Consider the following 18,632-nt stretch of genomic DNA (forward strand, 5'->3'; position numbering starts at 1 on the left):
CGTAGTAGGCGTGGATCGGGCAGGACAGCGTCACCTCGGCCACCGCGTCGCGCAGGTAGTCGATCAGCAGTGTGCGGCGCTGCTGCACGGGTGCCTCGGTGAGCCGTTCGACCAGGGCGGTGCGCCCGCTGGCCGTGGGTGCGGGAACAGCCTGTGGCAGTTCCTGATTGAGCTCGGCGAGCAGTCCGCGGCGGCCGGTCTGCTCGTACAGCGGCAGGAAACGGGCCCAGTCGATGCGGGCGACGACGGACTGCGGGGCGCCCGTGGCCATCGCGTCCGCCAGACCTGCCAGCGCGTCGGCGGGGGAGAGTGTCGCGACGCCCCGCTCCTCGAGCCGCGCCCGCGACCGCGCGTCGGCCATGCCGACGGCCCAGGGCCCGAAGTTCACGGCGCTACCGGCGACACCGCGCTCGCGTAGCCGCCACGACAGTCCGTCGAGGAAGGCGTTCGCCGCGCCGTAGGCGGTCTGTCCGAAGCCGCCCCACACCGAGGCGATCGACGAGGTGCTGACGAAGAAGTCCAGATTCAGCTCGGCCGCTGCCTCGGCGAGATGCCAAGCCCCCCAGACCTTTCCGGCGAACACGCGGTCGATCTCGTCGTCGGTGAGGTCGGTCATCGGGGTGGTGCCGATCTCGCCGGCGGCGTGCACCACCCCGACCAGCGGGGGTAGCTCGGCGTGCATCATGGCCAGCAGCCGCGCGACGTCGTGGGCGTCGGCGACGTCGGCGGCCACCACGCGAACCTCGCAGCCGTGCTGTTCGGCCAGCGCGGCGATGCGCTGCCGGGCCGCCTCGCCGGGCTCCCGGCGGCTGGTGAGCACCAGGTGCCGGGCGCCGTGCGCGGCCAGATGACCGGCGATCTCGAGTCCGATCGCGCCGAGCCCGCCGGTCACCAGATAGGTTGCCTCCGAACGGATCTGTGGCCCCTGGGCGTTCGGCTGGCCGGTGCGCCGGATCAGCCGCGGCACGTAGCCGTCGTGGCCGCGCAGCGCGATCTGATCGTCCCGGATGCCCGGGCCGGCCGGTGTCGCGATCCGCTGCACCAGCGCCGACCATTCCTCCGCGGTACCGGCGGCGAGGTCGGCCAGCCCGCCCCACAGCTGCGGGGCCTCGAGCGCGGCGGCGCGGCCGAATCCCCACAGGCAGGCCTGCTCCGGTGCTGTCACGTCGCCGTCGGCGACGCGCTGCGCGCCCCGGGTGACGAGCCAGATGGGGCTGCGCACCTCGGCGGTGGCAGCCGCACGGAACAGCCGCCGGGTGCCCGGCAGCGCCCGGTGCTGCATCCGCAGCAGGGATCGCGTCGACGTCGAGGCGTCGGCGTCCAGCCCGGCGATGTGCACGATGCGCAACGCGGGATCCGCCGCGGCCGCGCTGCGCACGGCGTCGGCGACGTCGGCCTCCTCGGCGTCGGAGAGCGGCAGCCCGAGGATCTGGTAGCGGTGCCCCCGCGCGGTCAGCAGGTCGATCAGCGGGCGGGTGGCGGGGGTGTCGTCGCCGACCAGGATCCACGAGGGGGTGTCGGCGGTGTCATGCGGTGTGGCGACTGCGGGATCCCAGCGGATCTCGTAGCGGTCGTCGGTGATCGACTGCGCGTCACGTTGTTGATTGTGTTGCGCGGCAAGCGTACCGAGGATATCTCGGGTCCGGGTGTCGTCCTCGGTGGCGCCGAGCAGCGCGGCGAGTTCGTCGATCCGGCCGTCTTCGAGGAGTCCGATGGCGGCGGTGCGCGGGCCCGTCCGCTGCTGCCGCTCGGCGGGTTCGCGCGCGTCGCGGAACCAGTACTGGCGGTGCTCGAACGGATAGGTCGGCAGGTCGAGCATGCGCGCCGTCGACGGACGGACGGCACGGAAGTCGGGGAGGTGGCCAAGGACGTAGGCGTCGGCCAGCGCCTCGGTGATCTGCCGCTGGTCGGTGGCGGTGGGCCGCAGGCTCGCGATCACCCGGGGGCTGGTGGCCGGGTCGGGCCAGGCCGCCAGTGCGGCGGCGGTGAGCACCGGTCGCGGACCGATCTCGATCAGCAGCTTGCAGTTGAGCTCGGCCAGAGTGCGCACGCTGGAAGCGAACTGGACCGGTTGGCGGGCATGCCGGCGCCAGTACGCGCCGTCGAGGGTGACGCTGCGGCCGAGCGCGGTGCCGGTGCGGTTGTCGATCAGGATCCGTTGCGGCGGGCCGAAGGTGAACCGGTTCGTGGCCGCCTCGAACTCGTCGAGGATCGGATCGAGCAGCGCGGAGTGGAAGGCGTGGCTGGTCTCGAGCCAGTCGCAGCGCACGCCGTCGGCCACCAGCCCGGCGACTGCGCGTTCCAGATCCGTTGCCGGGCCGGACAACACGGTGTTCGCGCCGTTGTAGGCGGCGACGGACACACTCGGCACGTCGTCGGTGACGGCCTCGACCCGCTCGGCGGGTGCGAAGACCGCGACCATGCGGCCCCCGGCGGGCAGCCCGGCGAAGAGCCGTCCGCGCTCGGCCATCAGCCGGGCGCCGTCGGCGAGGTCGAACACGCCGGCCACGCAGGCGGCGGTGTACTGGCCGACGCTGTGCCCGAGCACCACGTCGGGCTCCAGCCCCCAGGACTGCCAGAGCCGAGCCAGCCCCATCTCCACCGCGAACAGCGCCGGCTGGGCGTAGGACGTCAGTCGCAGCGCCTCGGCGTCGTCGTTGTCGAAAATCACTTCGAGCAGCGGCTTTTCGAGGAGGTCGGCGACGGCGGCCGCGCACGCGTCCAGTGTCTCGGCGAACACCGGCTCGGTGTCGTACAACCCGCGGGCCATCCCCGGGTACTGGCTGCCCTGCCCGGTGAACAGCCACGCGGTCTTGGGGGCTTCGTAGGATTCACCGCGGACCAGCCCGGGGGCCGGGCGGTCGTCGGCGAGTGCGCCGAGCAGGTCGAGGGCCGATTCGCGGGAGTCGATCACCAGCGCGGCGCGGTGCTCGGCGTGCGCGCGGGCCACCCCCGCGGTGAAGCACACGTCGGCCGGGGTGGCCTCGGGGTGCTCGGTCAGCCAGTCGCGGTACCGGCCCGCGAGGGTGCGCAGCGCGGTGGGGGTGCGGGCGGAGAGCGGGAGCACGCGCAGCACCGGAGCCGCTCCGGCGGCGACATCAGACACCGGAGCCGCTCCGGCGGCGACATCAGGCACCGGAGCCGCTCCGGCGGGAACATCCGCAGCGACAGTGGCGGGGGCCTCTTCCAGCACGACGTGGGCGTTGGTCCCGGCGAAGCCGAACGAGCTGACCCCGGCGATGCGCGGCCGCGTGTCGCGCGTCCAGGGCATCGTCTCCTTGACCACCTCGACGGGCAGCCGGTCCCACGGGATGTGCGGGGACGGGTTCTCGAAATTGAGGTGCTTGGGCAGCGTCTCGTGCTCGAGCGACAGGATCACCTTGATGACGCCCGCGATGCCCGCGGCGGCTTCGAGATGCCCGATATTGGTCTTGGCCGAGCCGATCAGCAGCGGCCGGTCCAATTCCCGGCCGTCGCCGAGCGCCGCGCCCGCGGCCTGCGCCTCGATCGGGTCGCCCAGCGAGGTGCCGGTGCCGTGGGCTTCCAGGTAGTCGACGTCGCGGGGGTCGAGGCCGGCCCGGTCGAGCGCGGCCGCGATGACCCGCTGCTGGGCCACCCCGTTGGGCACCGTGAGTCCGCCCGAGGCGCCGTCCTGGTTGATCGCGCTGCCGCGGATGACCGCCCGGATGTGGTCGCCGTCGCGCAGCGCGTCCTCGAGGCGTTTGATGACGATGATCCCGCAGCCCTCGCCGCGCACGTAGCCGTCGGCGGCCGCGTCGAAGGTCTTGCACCGGCCGTCCGGCGCGAGCATGTGGGCGTGGGAGAAGGTGATCATCGTCGCCGGGGTCAGCAGCACGTTCGCGCCGCCGGCCAGCGCCATGTCGCATTCGCCCAGGCGCAGCGCCTGGCAGGCCTGGTGGATCGCCACCAGCGAGGAACTGCAGGCGGTGTCGACGGCGACGGCCGGCCCCTGCAGCCCGAGCCGGTAGCTGATCCGGCCTGCCGCGGCGGCGTTCGACGTGCCGATGGCCATATAGGCCTCGATCTCGGAGTACGTCAGCTCGTCGGACGCCATGCCGAGGTAGTCGTGGGTGGCCAGCCCGACGAAGACGCCGGTATCGGTGCCGGCCAGCGTGGACGGTGCGATACCGGCGTGTTCGACGGCGTGCCAGGCGGTTTCGAGCAGCAGCCGGTGCTGCGGGTCCAGTTGGCGGACCTCGCGGGTCGACATCCCGAAGAACGGCGCGTCGAAGCCGGTCACATCGTCGACGAAGCCGGCCCGGCGCGTCACCACCTTGCCCGGGGCGCCGGGGTCGGCGTCGAAGAACGCCTCGGCGTCCCAGCGGTCCGGCGGAACCTCGGAGATGGCGTCGCGTCCCTCGCGCAGCAGCTCCCAGTACGCGTCGGCGTCCGGGGCGCCGGGGAATCGGGCCGCGTAGCCGACGACGGCAAAGCGAGCGACAGGGTCGCTTCGACCTTCGACAGACACCACGTGGTTGTCCTTCCCCCGACCAGGATCACGTCGACGGCTACTATCGCACGCCGTCCGGCTCCCCGGGCGGTGTAGCGACAGGGGCGAAGGTCCTTTCGGTGCCCGGCTTCGGCGCGCCATGACCACCCGTTCGGTAAGTTGATCCAGCGATGAACGGCCCTGCCGGACGGCGACGGGCAGGACGGGGGAGGACCGCGGAGTGCGCATCGGGAAGATCACGGTCGGCGCACTGGACGAATGGTCGTTGACGGCCGGATCGGTCACCTCGTGGCATCCGACCACGGCGGCAGTCGAGAAGGCACGCCAGGCGCCGGTCAGCGCGGTGCCCGTCAGCTACATGCAGGGCCAGCACCTGCAGAACTACTGCCGGCGCAGCGGCGAGGGGCTGAACTTCTCCCGCCAGATCATCGCCAGCTGCGACGTCGCGGGCCAGTGCGACATCGCCGCGATGGATCACGCGGTCAACGCCTATCTGCGCCGGCACGACACGTTCCGCAGCTGGTTCGCCCAGACCGGCGACGGCGAGTTCATCCGGCACGCCCTCACCGACCCCGACGACATCGAGTTCGTCCCCGTCACCCACGGTCACATGGATGTCGACGAGATCCACGCCCACGTCGTCGACATCCCGAGCCCGCTGGAATGGGGCTGCTTCACGTTCGGGGTCATCCAGTGCGAGAACCACTTCAGCTTCTTCGCCTCGATGGATCACGTGCACGGCGACGCCACGCTGATCGGCACCACGATGATGGAAGCCAACGGGATGTATTCGGCGCTCAGCGGCGGCGGAAACGCCCTGGTGCTGCCCGACGCCGGGAGCTTCGACGCCTTCTGTGTGCGGGAGCGGGAGTTCACCGACGAGCTCACCGTGGACTCGCCCGGCGTGCAGACCTGGATCGACTTCGCGGAGAACAACTCCGGCGGCTTCCCCGAGTTCCCGCTGCCGCTCGGGGATCCGCAGCAGTCCACCCGCAGCACGATGACCTCGCACGTGCTGCTGGACAGCGCGCAGACTGACCGTTTCGAGGCGGCCTGTTCGGCCGCGGGCGCGCGGTTCGTCGGGGGCCTGTTCGCCTGCCTGGCCCAGGTGGAGCACGAGCTGACCGGCGCGCTCACCTACTACGGGCTGACGCCGCGCGATTCGCGCACCGCCTCGGACAATTTCATGACGCAGGGCTGGTTCACCGGCCTGATCCCGATCGTGGTGCCGATCGGGGCCGCCTCGTTCAGCGACGCCGCGTGGTCGGCGCAGTCCTCGTTCGATTCGGGGCTGGCGATGGCGAAGGTGCCGTACTACCGCGTGCTGGAGTTGGCGCCGTGGCTGAACTGGCCGCAGGCGAACTTCCCGGTGTCGAACTTCCTGCACGGCGGGGCCGCGCCCTTGAACGCTATCCTCGCCGCCGGCGAAATGGGTCTGGCCGACAACATCGGGATCTATCCTGACGGCCGATACTCCTATCAGCTCACCATCTACATCTTCCGCTACGGCGAGGGCACGGTCATGGCGATCATGCATCCCGACAACCCGGTCGCCAGAAAATCGGTCGACCGCTACATGCAGGCGATGACGTCGGTGTCGGCACTGGTCGCCGACAGCGGCCAGTGGGGACGCGTCGCATAGCGTGCGGCACGGCGAGGGGTCGGGGGTGACGGCGACATGCGGCGGCTAGCCGGTCTCGTGGTGCGGTTCCCGTGGGCCGTGATCGCGGTGTGGATCGCGATGGCGGTCGCCCTGCCGCTGACGTTCCCGTCCCTGGGGGAGATGGCGCAGAAGCACCCGCTGGTCATCCTGCCCGCCGACGCACCCTCGAGTGTCACCGCGACGAAGATGGCCGACGCGTTCCGCGAACCCGGCTCGGACAACCTGCTCGTCGTCGCGTTCATCGATGACGCGGGACTCACCCCGGCCGACGAGGCCGTCTACCGTGACGTCGTCGACGCGCTGCGCGACGACGTCACCGACGTCGTGTCGGTGCAGGACTTCGTCAGCACCCCGCAGCTGCGCAAGTTCCTCACCAGCGACGACAAGACGACGTGGGTGCTGCCGGTGACGCTGGTCGGGGAGCTCGGCACGCCGCGGGCCTACGAGTCGTTCAACCGCGTCGCCGACGTGATCGCCCATCACGCCCCGCCACGCGGCAGCCCGCTCGCGGTGCACGTCACCGGTCCCGCGGCCACCGTCGCCGACCTGACCGTCGCCGGTCAGCACGACCGGCTGCCCATCGAGATCGCGATCGCCGTGCTGGTGCTGGCCGTGCTGCTGCTGGTGTACCGCAACCCGGTGACGATGCTGCTGCCGCTGGTGACGATCGGCGCGTCGGTGCTGATCGCCCAGGGGGTGGTCGCCGGCTACTCCCAGCTGACCGGCTCGGGGGTCTCGAACCAGTCGATCGTGTTCCTCAGCGCGATCCTCGCCGGCGCCGGCACCGACTACGCGGTGTTCCTGATCAGCCGCTACCACGACTACGTGCGGACGGGCGCCGACGTCGACGACGCGGTCACCCGGGCGATGATCTCGATCGGGAAGGTCATCACCGCGTCGGCCACGACGGTCGGCATCACGTTCCTGGCGATGAGCTTCGCGACGATGGGCGTGTTCAAGACCATCGGGGTGTCCGCGGCGATCGGCGTCGCGGTCGCGTTCCTCGCCGGGGTCACGCTGCTGCCGGCGATCATGGTGCTCGCCGGGCCGCGCGGCTGGATCGCGCCGCGCCGCGAACTGACGGCCCGGTTCTGGCGGCGCTCGGGCATCCGGATCGTGCGCAACCCGGTGCCGCATCTGGTGGCCAGCGTGCTGGTGCTGGTGCTGCTGGCCGGTGCCGCCGGGTTCGCGAAGTTCAACTACGACGACCGCAAGACGGTGTCCCCGTCGGCGCCCAGCTCGGTCGGCTACGCGGCGCTGGAACGCCACTTCCCGATCAGCCAGTCCATCCCGCAGTACATCCTCGTGCAGTCGCCGCGCGATCTGCGCTCGCCGGCCGCGCTGGCGGACCTGGAACAGATGGCGTCGCGGATCGCCCAGCTGCCGGACGTCGCGCTGGTCAGCGGCATCACCCGGCCGCTGGGTGAGGTGCCGGCCGAGTTCCGGGCCACCTTCCAGGCCGGCATCGTCGGGGACCGGCTGGCCGCGGGTTCGGCGCAGATCGGCGAACGCAGCGGCGACCTGAACAAGCTGGTGGCCGGCGCCGACACCCTCGCCGACAGCCTCGGCGACGTGCGCGCCCAGGTCAACGAGATCGCACCGAGCCTGCAGGGTCTGATCGACACGTTCTCTTCGGCCCGCGCCGAGTACGGCGGCGACAAGCTGGTGCGCGATGTCGCGACCGCCGCCAAACTCGTCGACAGCGTGAACAAGCTCGGCCTGTCGATGGGCGTGAACTTCCGCGCCGTGAAGGACATGTTCGGCTGGATCGGTCCGGTGCTGGTCGCGCTGCAGGGCAATCAGGTCTGCGACGCCAACCCCTCCTGCGTCGACACCCGCCAGCAGTTCGAGAAGCTGGTCGCCGCCCGCAACGACGGCCGCGTGGACGAGATCAACAAGCTCGCCGGGCAACTGCAGGGGGTGGACGACCGGCAGAGCCTGACCGCCACCGTCAACCAGCTCAACACCGCGTTCGCCAAATTGACCAAGACGATCTCGGCCATGGGCCTGGACACCCCCGCGGGGGCGCGTGCGGGCCTGACCGATCTGCAGCGCAACACCGACCGCCTGGCCAGCGGCAGCCGGCAGGTGGCCGGCGGCGTCGACGAGCTCGTCGAGCAGATCAAGGTCCTGGCCTCCGGCCTGGACCAGGCGTCGACGTTCCTGCTGACCATGCGTCACGACGCGGCCGGCTCGGCGATGGCGGGCTTCAACATCCCGGCCGAGGTGCTGAACGCCGTCGAGTTCCAGAAGGCCGCCGCCGCGTTCATCTCCCCGGACGGCCACTCGGTGCGCTACCTGGTGCAGACCAAGCTCAACCCGTTCAGTCCCGAGGCGATGGACCAGGTCGACGCGATCAACGACATCGCCCGCGGCGCGCAGCCCAACACCACGCTGGCCGACGCCACGATCTCGATGGGCGGGTACCCGGCGGCGCTGCGCGACACCCGCGACTATTACGAGCGCGACATCCGGTTCATCATCGCGGTGACGCTGGCGATCGTGCTGCTGACCCTGTCGGTACTGCTGCGCTCGATCGTCGCGCCGCTGTATCTGGTGGGCTCGGTCGTGCTGTCGTTCTTCGCGGCCATCGGCATCGGGGTGGTGACGTTCCAGTGGATCCTGGGCCAGCCGCTGCACTGGACGGTGCCGCCGCTGGCGTTCGTGGTGCTGGTCGCCGTCGGCGCGGACTACAACATGCTGTTCGTGTCGCGGCTGCGCGACGAGTCCCCGCACAGCGTGCGCTACGGCGTCATCCGCACGTTGAGTTCGACCGGCGGCGTGATCACCGCGGCCGGCCTGATCTTCGCCGCTTCGATGGCGGGTCTGCTGTTCTCGTCGATCGGCATCGTCGTCCAGGGCGGCTTCGTGATCGGGGTCGGCATCCTGCTGGACACCTTCGTGGTGCGCACCATCACGGTGCCGGCGATCGCCGCACTGGTCGGGCGGGCGAACTGGTGGCCGTCCCGGGTGAGCGCGGCGCCGCCGGAGACACTTACGCCCGCCGCGACCGGGTGACGGTGTGGGGGTTCGCGGTGACGGTCGAGGTGTGTGAAACTACGGAAACGTCAGTGGTCGGGGGTACGGATGAGCGAGCTTCTCGCTGAATTCACGGTGGACGCGTCGTGACGTCGACCGGACCGTCGTCGGTGCTGTCGATGCTGCACGGTCGCGCGGCCCTGCGTCCCGACGACATCGCGTTCACGTTCACCGATTACGCCGATGACCCCGCGGGCCGCGCCCACACCTTGACCTGGGCGCAGCTGTCCCGCCGGACGATGGCCGTGGCGCGGGAGATCCAGGCGTTCGGCGCCGCCGGGGATCGGGCGGTGATCCTCGCCCCGCAGGGGCTGGAGTACATCCTGGCGTTCCTGGGGGCGATGCAGGCCGGGCTCGTCGCGGTGCCGCTGCCGCTGCCGCACCGCGGGTCCAGTCACGAGCGGGTCAGCGCCGTGTTCGCCGACACCACCCCGGCGGTGGTCCTCACGACGTCCGCGGCCGCCGCCGACGTAGGCGACTACGTCGACAGCGCGCGGCTGGATCCGGCGCCGCGGATCCTCGAGATCGACGCGCTCGACCTCGACGCCGACGGCGCGGCCGGCCTCGTCGCGACCGACCTGCCGGACACCGCGTACCTGCAGTACAGCTCGGGGTCCACGCGGCTGCCCACCGGCGTGATGATCTCCCACCGCAACCTGGCGGTGAACTTCGAGCAGCTGATGCGCGGCCTGTTCGCCGGTCAGCAGACCACAGGCCTGACGATCGTGTCGTGGCTGCCCTTCTATCACGACATGGGCCTGGTCCTAGGGGTGTGTGCGCCGATCCTGGGCGGCTTCCGCGCCGACCTGACGAGCCCGGTGGCGTTTCTGGAACAGCCTGCGCGGTGGATGCGGGCGCTGGCCCGCAATGAGCGTGCCTTCTCGGCCGCACCGAACTTCGCCTTCGAGCTGGCCGCCCGCAAGACCACCGACGCCGAGCTGGCCGGGCTGGACCTCGGCGGCGTGCTGGGCATCATCAACGGTGCCGAACGCGTCGATCCGGCCACCCTCGAGCGTTTCGCGGATCGCTTCGCGCACTTCAACTTTCGCGACCACATGCTGCGTCCCTCCTACGGTCTGGCCGAGGCGACGGTGTTCGTCGCGTCGGGCACGTGGAACGAATCGGCGGAGGTGCTGCGCTTCGACACCGACGAACTCTCGGCGGGCCGCGTACGTCGGCGCGACTCCGGAGGTTCGGCGCTGGTGCGCTACGCGCTGCCCGCCTCACCGGTGGTGCGCATCGTCGACGTCGACACGTCGTCGGAATGCGCGCCCGACGCCGTCGGGGAGATCTGGGTGTGCGGCGACAACGTCGCCGCCGGCTACTGGAGCAGGACCGCCGAGGAGCAGCAGTGCTTCGGCGCGACGATCACCGACCCGTCACCCGGCATTCCCGCCGGACCGTGGCTGCGCACCGGGGATCTCGGCTTCGTCCACGACGGCGCGCTGTTCATCGTCGGCCGCATCAAGGACCTGCTCATCATCCGCGGCCGCAACCACTACCCCGAGGACATCGAGGCGACGGTCCAGGAGATCACCCGCGGCCGCGTCGCCGCCATCGCGGTGCCGGTGAACAGCACCGAGAAGCTGGTCACCGTCATCGAACTCAAGAAACGCACCGACATCAACGCCGACCCGATGGGCTGGCTGCACGAGGTGAAGAGCGATGTCACCTCCGCGATCTCCACCGTGCACGGCCTCAACGTCGAGGACCTCGTGCTGGTCCCGCCCGGGTCGATCCCGACGACCACCAGCGGCAAGGTGCGACGCGCCGCCTGTGTGGAGCACTACCGGGCCGACCAGTTCGTGCGGTTGGATGCCTAGATGCGCACACACGAATCCTCGACGGGAGTGGTGATGCGCAGACTCCTGGCGTCGGTCACGGCGCTGATGACCCTCGGCGTGGCAGGCGGTTTCGGTCCCGGCGTCGCCACGGCCGACGAACCGGCGCCGGTCCCGCCCCCCAACCCCGTCGGCGGACCGCCGCCGCTGGGCACCCCGGGCCGGGCCTACGCGCTGGGCGGCGCACACGTGCTGGGCATCCCGTACGACGAATACATCATGCGCACCGGTGCGGACTGGTTCCCCGGCCTGGAACGGCAGATCGTCGACTATCCCGCCGGGCAGGTGCAGGGCCACACGCTCGAGCGACTGTTCCCCGGGATCGGCAAACTCGGCGAGTCGATGCCCGGGCTGGGGATCGACGGGCCCAGCGTCGGCGAGTCGGTCGACGTCGGCACCCCGAACACGATCAACGCGATCCGCCAGGGCGGCCGCGGCACCGCCATCGGGCTGTCCGAGGGCGCGATGGTGCTCAACGACGTGCAGGCCAAGCTCGCCTACGATCCGGCCGCGCCGCCGCCGGACCAGTTGAGCTTCGCCACCTACGGTGACCCGGTGGCCCGGCACGCGTTCGGCGAGAGCTTCCTGACGCAGAACTTCCCGGTCGGCAGCGTGGTCCCGTCGCTGGACTACCGCATCCCGGCGCCGGTCGAGAGCCAGTACGACACCTACCAGTTCGTCTCGGCCTACGACAGCATCGCCGACTGGCCGGACCGTCCGGACAACTGGCTGTCGGTGGCCAACGCGATCGTCGGCCTCGCGACCGGCCACACCGCCGTGGCGTTCACCAAGCCCGATATGGTGCCCCCGCGCAACATCCGGACCACGGTGAATTCGCGGGGGGCGAAGACGACGACGTTCATGATCCCCGAAGAGCACCTGCCACTGGTGCTGCCGTTCAAATACCTCGGGGTGCCGAAGGAGACGTTGATCGACCTCGACAAGGTGCTACAGCCCTACGTCGACGCCGGGTACTCCCGTAACGACGATCCGGCGACCGCCCCGGTCACGGTGGATCCGGTCAACGGGTACGACCCCGCGGCGGTCACCGCGCCCGCCACCCAGGCCGCGTTCGGCGGCGGCGCCGACCCGGTGTCCCAGCTGCTGTCGGGTCTGCAGTACGTCCTCAACAACCCGCCATAGGTGCGGTTACAGCCCGGCGACCCCGACCGCCAGCAGCACGCCACCGATCGCGGCGAGCAGCGCGGCGAATCCGCGCCGGCCGTGGGCACGCACCCGGTCGTAGAACGCCGTCAGCGTCGCCCGCGTGCGGTTCGGCGCGACCAGGTACGCCAGCAGCGGCAGTTCCACCAGCGCGAACGCCACCACGTTGAACGTCACGAGCGCGCCGAACTGCACGGCCGCAGCGGCGCCGGAGGCGACGATGAGGGCCAGCGCGGCGAGGTAGTCGACCGACGGCAAAGCGATCCCCAGCCCCGCCGCCCCGGCCGCCCACAGGGACCGGCCGTCGAGCAACTGCCGTCCCCGCCGCATCAGCGGACCGAGGGTGCGGCCCGCCTTCCCGTCCGGGTTCACCCGGCCGATCACACCCGCCGCGATCAGGGCGGCGTTGAGCAGCACCACCGCGCCGACCACGATCTGCACGGTCGGGAGCGTGACGTGGGCAGATCCCAACGCAGGCCGCAGCACGAACAGCACCACCACCCCGACCGCGGTGCCCATCGCGAAACCCCCGGCGAGGAACACCAGCAGATGCAGGGCGGGCCGCGGCCGGTTGAGCATCAGCACCGTCATGCCGATCCGGAACGGCTCCAGGCTCACCGCGAGGGCCATCAGCATGAGCGGGAACCACATGATGGCGTCAACTTACAGCCACGTTGTACTCACGGGGATTCCCATCATGGTGGCCGCGCCGGGCGACGTGTGAAGATGGAGGCGATGAGCGGTACACACTCCGAGATCGACCTGAGCCCGTCGTCCCTGCGGGAGGCGTTCGGGCATTTCCCGACGGGCGTGATCGCGATCGCCGCGGAGGTCGACGGCACCCGGGTCGGCTTGGCGGCAAGCACTTTCGTTCCGGTGTCCCTGGACCCGCCCCTGGTGTCGTTCTGCGTGCAGAACACCTCGACCACCTGGCCCCGGCTGGTGGACGCGCCCTACCTGGGGATCAGCGTGCTCGGCGAGTCCCACGACGAGGCGGCGCGAACACTGGCCGCCAAGACCGGCGACCGGTTCGCGGGGCTGGAGACCGCGTCATCGGAGCGGGGGGCGGTGTTCATCCACGGCACCAGCGTGTGGTTGGAGAGCGCCATCGAGCAACAGGTGCCCGCCGGGGACCACACCATCGTCGTGCTGCGGGTCAGCAACATCACCGTGCACCCCGATGTGGCGCCGATCGTGTTTCACCGCAGCACCTTCCGCAGGCTCGGGGCCTGAGCCCGGCGGCGGCTACGGCCGGTAGCCGAGTTCGTCGCGGTAGTGTCTGACGCGCTCGTCGAGTTCCGCGGCGTCGGCCGCGCGGCCTTCCCGCCGAGCGAGCTCGGCGCGGCTGCTGATCTCCCGGATGGCGGTCCGAATATCGTTGGTGCTCAAGGGGTGGTGTAGCGACACTGCGCTGCCTTCCGTCGCTGAGTGGTGCTCTTCGCGAGCGTACTCCCGACATACCCCGGAGTGAACCAGGTCACTCAGGGGTTCATCTCGTAGACGCCGTCGTAGGCCGCCACCTCGTGCCACACCCGGTCGAACCGGGCGGAGTCGGTGACCGGCTTGCGGATGGCCGACAGCGCCCACGCCTGCTGGTCGGCGGTGGAGCTGGGCTTGCCGTGCAGCTCGACCGCGTAGGCGGAGAAGTCGCGGATCATCACGTCGAAGATCTGGTCGGTCAGGTCGGCGTCGAGGCCCGTCAGTTCGGCCTGCTCGAGGATCAGCTGGCCGTACACCACCAGTGAGAACAGATGGCCGATCACCAGCACGAAGTCCAGGTCGCTGCGCTGATCCTGATCGGGGGCCGCCGTGGCCAGCAGTTCCTTGAAAGCGGTGACCTGCTCGAAGAACCGTCCGACGTTGGGGATGCCGGTGTTGCGTTCGTAGACCGGTGCCCAGTCCGCGAACCGCACCTTGGAGGCGCCGCCGACGGGGCCCTGATGCCAGAAGAACACATCGTCGGCCGCGTCGTCGCGGGTGCCGATCTGCGGGTACTCGGCCGGGTTGAACATGTAGTTCGGCATGAACTTCAGGATCTGGGCGACGTTGACGTGCACGGTGCCCTCCAGCCGCGGCAGGGCCCCGATCAGCCGGACCACCTCGCTGAAGTAGGTGTTCTTCTCGAAACCCTTGGCGGCCAACACATCCCACAGCAGGGTGACCACCTTCTCGCCCTCGGAGGTGACCTTGGACTTGGTGACCGGGTTGAACAGCAGGTAGCGACGGTCCTCCAGGCTGGCGCTGCGGAAGTAGTCGATGGCGCGGTCGCTGAACAGTTTCATCGCGATCAGCCGCGAGTAGGCGTCGACGAAGTTCGCGCGCACGTGCGGGAACACGGTGACCGGGTTGCCATACAGGATCCGGTTGTTGGCGTGGGTGATGGCCTCGTAGAAGGCGTGCTCGCACATGCCGATCGAGCCGCTGCACAGGTTGAACTTGCCGACGTTGACGGTGTTCAGCGCCGCCGAGAAGGCCTCCGGCCCGGTGCACAGGATGTCCTCCTCGTACACCGGGTAGTCGTTGAGCCGGAACGTGCTGACGAACATCTGGCCGTGCACGACGTTGCCGATCAGCTCGTAGTTCTCGTGGCCGCTGTCGGCGACGAACCACACATAGCCCTCGGCGCCGTCGACGTCGGTGCGCCGCGAGAACACCGACACCATGCCGGCCACGTTGCCGTTGCCGATGTAGTACTTCTCGCCGGACGCCCGGAACAGCACGCCCTCGCTGTCGTTCTCCGCGGGGGTGAGCAGCAGGTCGGTGTTGTAGATGTCGGCACCGTGCTCGCGCTCGGACAGCGCGAACGCCATCACGCCGCCGGCCTCGAGCTGGGCGGCCGCCTTCTCCTTGGCCTTGACGTTGTCGCTCTGCCAGATCGGTCCCAGCCCGAGGATGGTGACCTGCTCGGCGTACCAGTAGGAGAGCCCGTAGAAACCGAGGATCTCGCTGAGCACCGCGTTGCGGGAGGTGTCCCAGCGCTTGTCGGCGTCCCCGCCGGAGAACTCCGAGGGCGTCAGGAACGTCGCGAAGAGTCGTTCCTGCTTGACGAAGTCCAGGAAGTCCGACACCCACGCCGCATCGAGGTCGTCGCGCAGCAGCCGGTCCTTGCCACGCTGCTCGAACCAGTCGATCAGGGCGCGCAGCTGGCGGCGGGATTCCGCGTCGAGATGCGGGGGATCGAAGGAGTGCGGGTTGAGCAGCAGGGGGCGTGCAGTCGGCATGGGTGGCAATCTAGCGTGCCGGACGCGCGGTCAGGCGTGAACGTCGCGCAGACCGACCGCATTGCGCAGCCCCGAGCAGTTCACGCACCCGACGCAGCCCATGCAGTCGTCGCAGCTCACGCAGCCGACGCAGGCCCGGCACCGGCCGCAGTCGATGCAGCCCAGGCAGGCGAGGCAGCCGCGGCACGCGATGCACAGCACGGTCAGCACACACCCGGCGATCGCGGCGCTGCCCGCGGTGGCGATGGATCCGGCCACACCGGCGCTGCCCGCCGTCACGATCGAGCGCACCACCGCCGCACTGCCCGCGGTGGCGACGGATCCGGCGACGCCGGCGCTGCCCGCGGTGGCGATGGATCCCGCGACGGCCGCGCTGTTGACGGTGCCGATCGAGCCGGCCACCGCGGCACTGCCCGACGTCGAGATCGATCCGGCGACGGCAACGTTGTCCGCCGCCACCGGCGCGCCGGTCACGGTGCTACTTCCTGCGCCTTCTGCTCTTCGCGCAAGCGCTCATCGCCGAAACAGCTTGTTGCCCAGCCACACCACCGGGTCGTACTTGCGGTCGGCGGCGCGTTCCTTCATCGGGATCAGCGCATTGTCCGTGATCTTGATGTGCTCGGGGCACACCTCGGTACAGCACTTGGTGATGTTGCAGTAGCCCAGGCCGTTCTCCTCCTGGGCCTGCTCCGCGCGGTGGCCGTGCACGTCGAGCGGATGCATGTCGAGCTCGGCCTGCCGCATCAGATACCGGGGACCGGAGAACGCCAGTTTGTTCTCCTCGTGGTCACGGTTGACGTGGCAGACGTTCTGACACAGGAAGCACTCGATGCACTTGCGGAACTCCTGGCTGCGGTTCACGTCCTCCTGCTGCATCCGGTACTCGCCGGGCTGCAGGTCCTTCGGCGGCGTGAAGGACGGGATCTCCCTGGCCTTCTCGTAGTTGAAGGACACGTCGGTCACCAGGTCCCGCATCACCGGGAAGGTGCGCAGCGGGGTGACGGTGACAACCTCGTCCTCCCCGAACGTCGACATCCGCGTCATACACGCCAGCCGGGGACGGCCGTTGATCTCCACCGAACAGGACCCGCACTTGCCGGCCTTGCAGTTCCAGCGCACCGCGAGATCGCCGGTTTGCGTCTGCTGCAGCCGGTGGATGATGTCGAGGACGACCTCACCCTCGTTGACCTCGACGGTGTAGTCCTTGAGTTCCCCGCCGGAGGCGTCGCCGCGCCAGACGCGCATCTGAGCGTTGTAGGCACCCATGGGTCAGCCCTTCCGTTGCGGGTGTTCGAGGAGTTCGTCGTCGGTGTAATACTTCTCGAGCTCGGAGAGTTCGAACGTCTCCAGCAGGTCCGACCGCATGGTGGGCTGACGCTCCTTGGAGACGCTGACGTCGGGAACCACCGGGTCGTCGCCCTCGGACCGGCACACCAGCAGGTGGTTGCGCCAGCCGGCGTCCATGGACGGGTAGTCGTCGCGGGTGTGGCCGCCGCGGCTCTCGGTGCGGGTCATCGCGGACTTGGCCACCGATTCGCTGACCAGCAGCATGTTGCGCAGGTCCATCGCCAGATGCCAGCCGGGGTTGAACTTGCGCTCGCCCTCGACCTTGACCCGCTTGTAGCGCTCCCGGAGTTCCTGCAGTTTGTCCAGGGCCTCCTGCATCTCGTCGGCCTTGCGGATGATGCCCACCAGGTTGTTCATGGTGTCCTGGATGTCCAGCTGCAGCGAGTACGGATTCTCCGGCGCCGAGCCGTCGCCCGGACCGTCGAACACCGCCAGTGCCATCTCCCGGGCCTTGGCCACGGCGTCCTCGGTGACCGCCGGCCGGGCCGACATCGCGCGGACGTAGTCCGAGGCGCCGAGCCCGGCGCGTCGGCCGAAGACCAGCAGGTCGGACAGCGAGTTGCCGCCCAGCCGGTTGGAGCCGTGCATACCGCCCGCGCACTCGCCCGCCGCGAAGAGGCCGGGTGTCGCGGCGGCGGCGGTGTCCGGGTCGACCTCGATGCCGCCCATCACGTAGTGGCAGGTCGGTCCGACCTCCATCTCGTCGGTGGTGATGTCGACCTCAGCCAGCTCGATGAACTGGTGGTACATCGAGGGCAGCCGGCGCTTGATCTCCTCCGGGGTCATGCGGGAGGCGATGTCGAGGTACACGCCGCCGTGCGGGGTGCCGCGGCCCTCCTTGACCTCGGTGTTGATCGCCCGGGCCACCTCGTCGCGGGGCAGCAGATCAGGGGTGCGGCGCGCGGAGTCGTTGTCCTTGAGCCACTGGTCGGCCTCTTCCTCGGATTCGGCGTACTGACCCTTGAAGACGTCGGGGATGTAATTGAACATGAAGCGCTTGCCCTCGGAGTTCTTCAGCACTCCGCCGTCGCCGCGCACGCCCTCGGTGACCAGGATCCCCTTCACCGACAGCGGCCAGACCATGCCGGTCGGGTGGAACTGGATGAACTCCATGTTGATCAGCGACGACCCGGCGCGCAGCGCCAGCGCGTGCCCGTCGCCGGTGTACTCCCAGGAGTTCGACGACACCTTGTACGACTTGCCGATGCCTCCGGTGGCCAGCACCACCGCGGGCGCCTCGAACAGCACGAAGTCACCGGTCTCGCGGTAGTAGCCGAAGGCTCCGGCGACCTTTCCGTTGTCGAGGAGGAGTTCGGTGATCGCGACCTCGTGGAAGACCCGGATCCGGGCCTCGTAGTCGCCCAGTTCGCGCTTGTCCTCCTGCTGCAGCGACACGATCTTCTGCTGCAGGGTGCGGATGATCTCCAGGCCGGTGCGGTCACCGACGTGGGCCAGTCGCGGATAGGTGTGCCCGCCGAAGTTGCGCTGGCTGATCTTGCCGTCCTTGGTGCGGTCGAAGAGCGCGCCGTAGGTCTCGAGCTCCCACACGCGGTCGGGGGCCTCCTGGGCGTGCAGTTCGGCCATCCGCCAGTTGTTCAGGAACTTCCCGCCGCGCATGGTGTCACCGAAGTGCACCTGCCAGGAGTCCTTGGTGTTGACGTTACGCATGGCCGCGGCGCAGCCGCCTTCGGCCATCACGGTATGGGCCTTGCCGAACAGCGATTTCGTCACCACCGCGACGCGCAGGCCCCGTTCCCGGGCCTCGATCACCGCGCGCAGTCCCGCCCCCCCGGCGCCGATCACGACGACGTCGTATTCGTGCCGTTCGATTTCCGCTTCGTCCGAAGCCATCAACCCTCACTCGTCCTTGATCAATGAAAAACTCT

11 protein-coding genes and 1 pseudogene are annotated in these 18,632 nt (G+C 69.8%); 5 read left to right on the forward strand and 7 right to left on the reverse strand.

All coding sequences use genetic code 11. The features are described 5' to 3' along the window. Positions 1 to 31: 31 nt before the first annotated feature. Positions 32 to 4,492, reverse strand: a pseudogene (locus MCHUDSM44219_RS31355) (type I polyketide synthase); the annotation flags it as partial. A gap of 199 nt (positions 4,493 to 4,691) precedes the next feature. Between MCHUDSM44219_RS31355 and MCHUDSM44219_RS24290 the strand changes: the two are divergent. The 4 genes from MCHUDSM44219_RS24290 (at position 4,692) to pe (ending at position 12,157) form a co-directional block, all read left to right on the forward strand. After that, the gene (locus MCHUDSM44219_RS24290; protein WP_048420836.1) at positions 4,692 to 6,113 is read left to right on the forward strand and encodes a condensation domain-containing protein; all 1,422 of its coding nucleotides are present in this window, start codon (positions 4,692 to 4,694) and stop codon (positions 6,111 to 6,113) included. A gap of 36 nt (positions 6,114 to 6,149) precedes the next feature. Then, the gene (locus MCHUDSM44219_RS24295; protein ID WP_048420837.1) at positions 6,150 to 9,152 is read left to right on the forward strand and encodes an MMPL/RND family transporter; all 3,003 of its coding nucleotides are present in this window, start codon (positions 6,150 to 6,152) and stop codon (positions 9,150 to 9,152) included. A gap of 107 nt (positions 9,153 to 9,259) precedes the next feature. After that, a complete protein-coding gene (locus MCHUDSM44219_RS24300) occupies positions 9,260 to 10,996 on the forward strand; it encodes an AMP-binding protein (protein WP_269084105.1) in 1,737 nt (578 codons plus the stop codon). A gap of 33 nt (positions 10,997 to 11,029) precedes the next feature. Then, complete coding sequence (pe, locus tag MCHUDSM44219_RS24305; protein WP_048420861.1) at positions 11,030 to 12,157, forward strand: acyltransferase PE; 1,128 nt, start codon at positions 11,030 to 11,032, stop codon at positions 12,155 to 12,157. A 6-nt stretch (positions 12,158 to 12,163) separates the two neighbouring features. Here pe and MCHUDSM44219_RS24310 read toward each other — a convergent pair whose 3' ends face one another. Then, complete coding sequence (locus tag MCHUDSM44219_RS24310) at positions 12,164 to 12,829, reverse strand: GAP family protein (protein WP_048420838.1); 666 nt, start codon at positions 12,827 to 12,829, stop codon at positions 12,164 to 12,166. 84 nt (positions 12,830 to 12,913) lie between these two features. Here MCHUDSM44219_RS24310 and MCHUDSM44219_RS24315 point away from each other — a divergent pair, with 84 nt between their 5' ends. Next, entirely contained in the window at positions 12,914 to 13,411 is a 498-nt protein-coding gene (locus tag MCHUDSM44219_RS24315) for a flavin reductase family protein (protein WP_048420862.1), read from the forward strand. 12 nt (positions 13,412 to 13,423) lie between these two features. On the opposite strand, the gene MCHUDSM44219_RS30205 is transcribed toward MCHUDSM44219_RS24315, so the two are convergent. The 5 genes from MCHUDSM44219_RS30205 to MCHUDSM44219_RS24335 all read right to left on the reverse strand — a co-directional run bounded on the left by MCHUDSM44219_RS30205 (position 13,424) and on the right by MCHUDSM44219_RS24335 (position 18,597). Continuing rightward, complete coding sequence (locus tag MCHUDSM44219_RS30205) at positions 13,424 to 13,567, reverse strand: hypothetical protein (RefSeq protein ID WP_162232104.1); 144 nt, start codon at positions 13,565 to 13,567, stop codon at positions 13,424 to 13,426. Positions 13,568 to 13,659: 92 nt separating this feature from the next. Continuing rightward, positions 13,660 to 15,399, reverse strand: coding sequence for an acyl-CoA dehydrogenase family protein (locus MCHUDSM44219_RS24320; protein ID WP_048420839.1), 1,740 nt, complete (start codon positions 15,397 to 15,399; stop codon positions 13,660 to 13,662). Positions 15,400 to 15,429: 30 nt separating this feature from the next. Next, positions 15,430 to 15,825 carry a hypothetical protein gene (locus tag MCHUDSM44219_RS24325; RefSeq protein WP_048420863.1) on the reverse strand — a complete coding sequence of 132 codons (396 nt, stop codon included), beginning with the start codon at positions 15,823 to 15,825 and terminating at the stop codon, positions 15,430 to 15,432. A gap of 87 nt (positions 15,826 to 15,912) precedes the next feature. After that, positions 15,913 to 16,665, reverse strand: coding sequence for a succinate dehydrogenase/fumarate reductase iron-sulfur subunit (locus MCHUDSM44219_RS24330; RefSeq protein WP_048420840.1), 753 nt, complete (start codon positions 16,663 to 16,665; stop codon positions 15,913 to 15,915). Between the two features lie 3 nt (positions 16,666 to 16,668). Then, positions 16,669 to 18,597, reverse strand: coding sequence for a fumarate reductase/succinate dehydrogenase flavoprotein subunit (locus MCHUDSM44219_RS24335; RefSeq protein WP_048420841.1), 1,929 nt, complete (start codon positions 18,595 to 18,597; stop codon positions 16,669 to 16,671). Positions 18,598 to 18,632: the final 35 nt, after the last annotated feature.

Origin of the sequence: Mycolicibacterium chubuense (assembly GCF_001044255.1) — a bacterium.
GTDB lineage: Bacteria > Actinomycetota > Actinomycetes > Mycobacteriales > Mycobacteriaceae > Mycobacterium > Mycobacterium chubuense.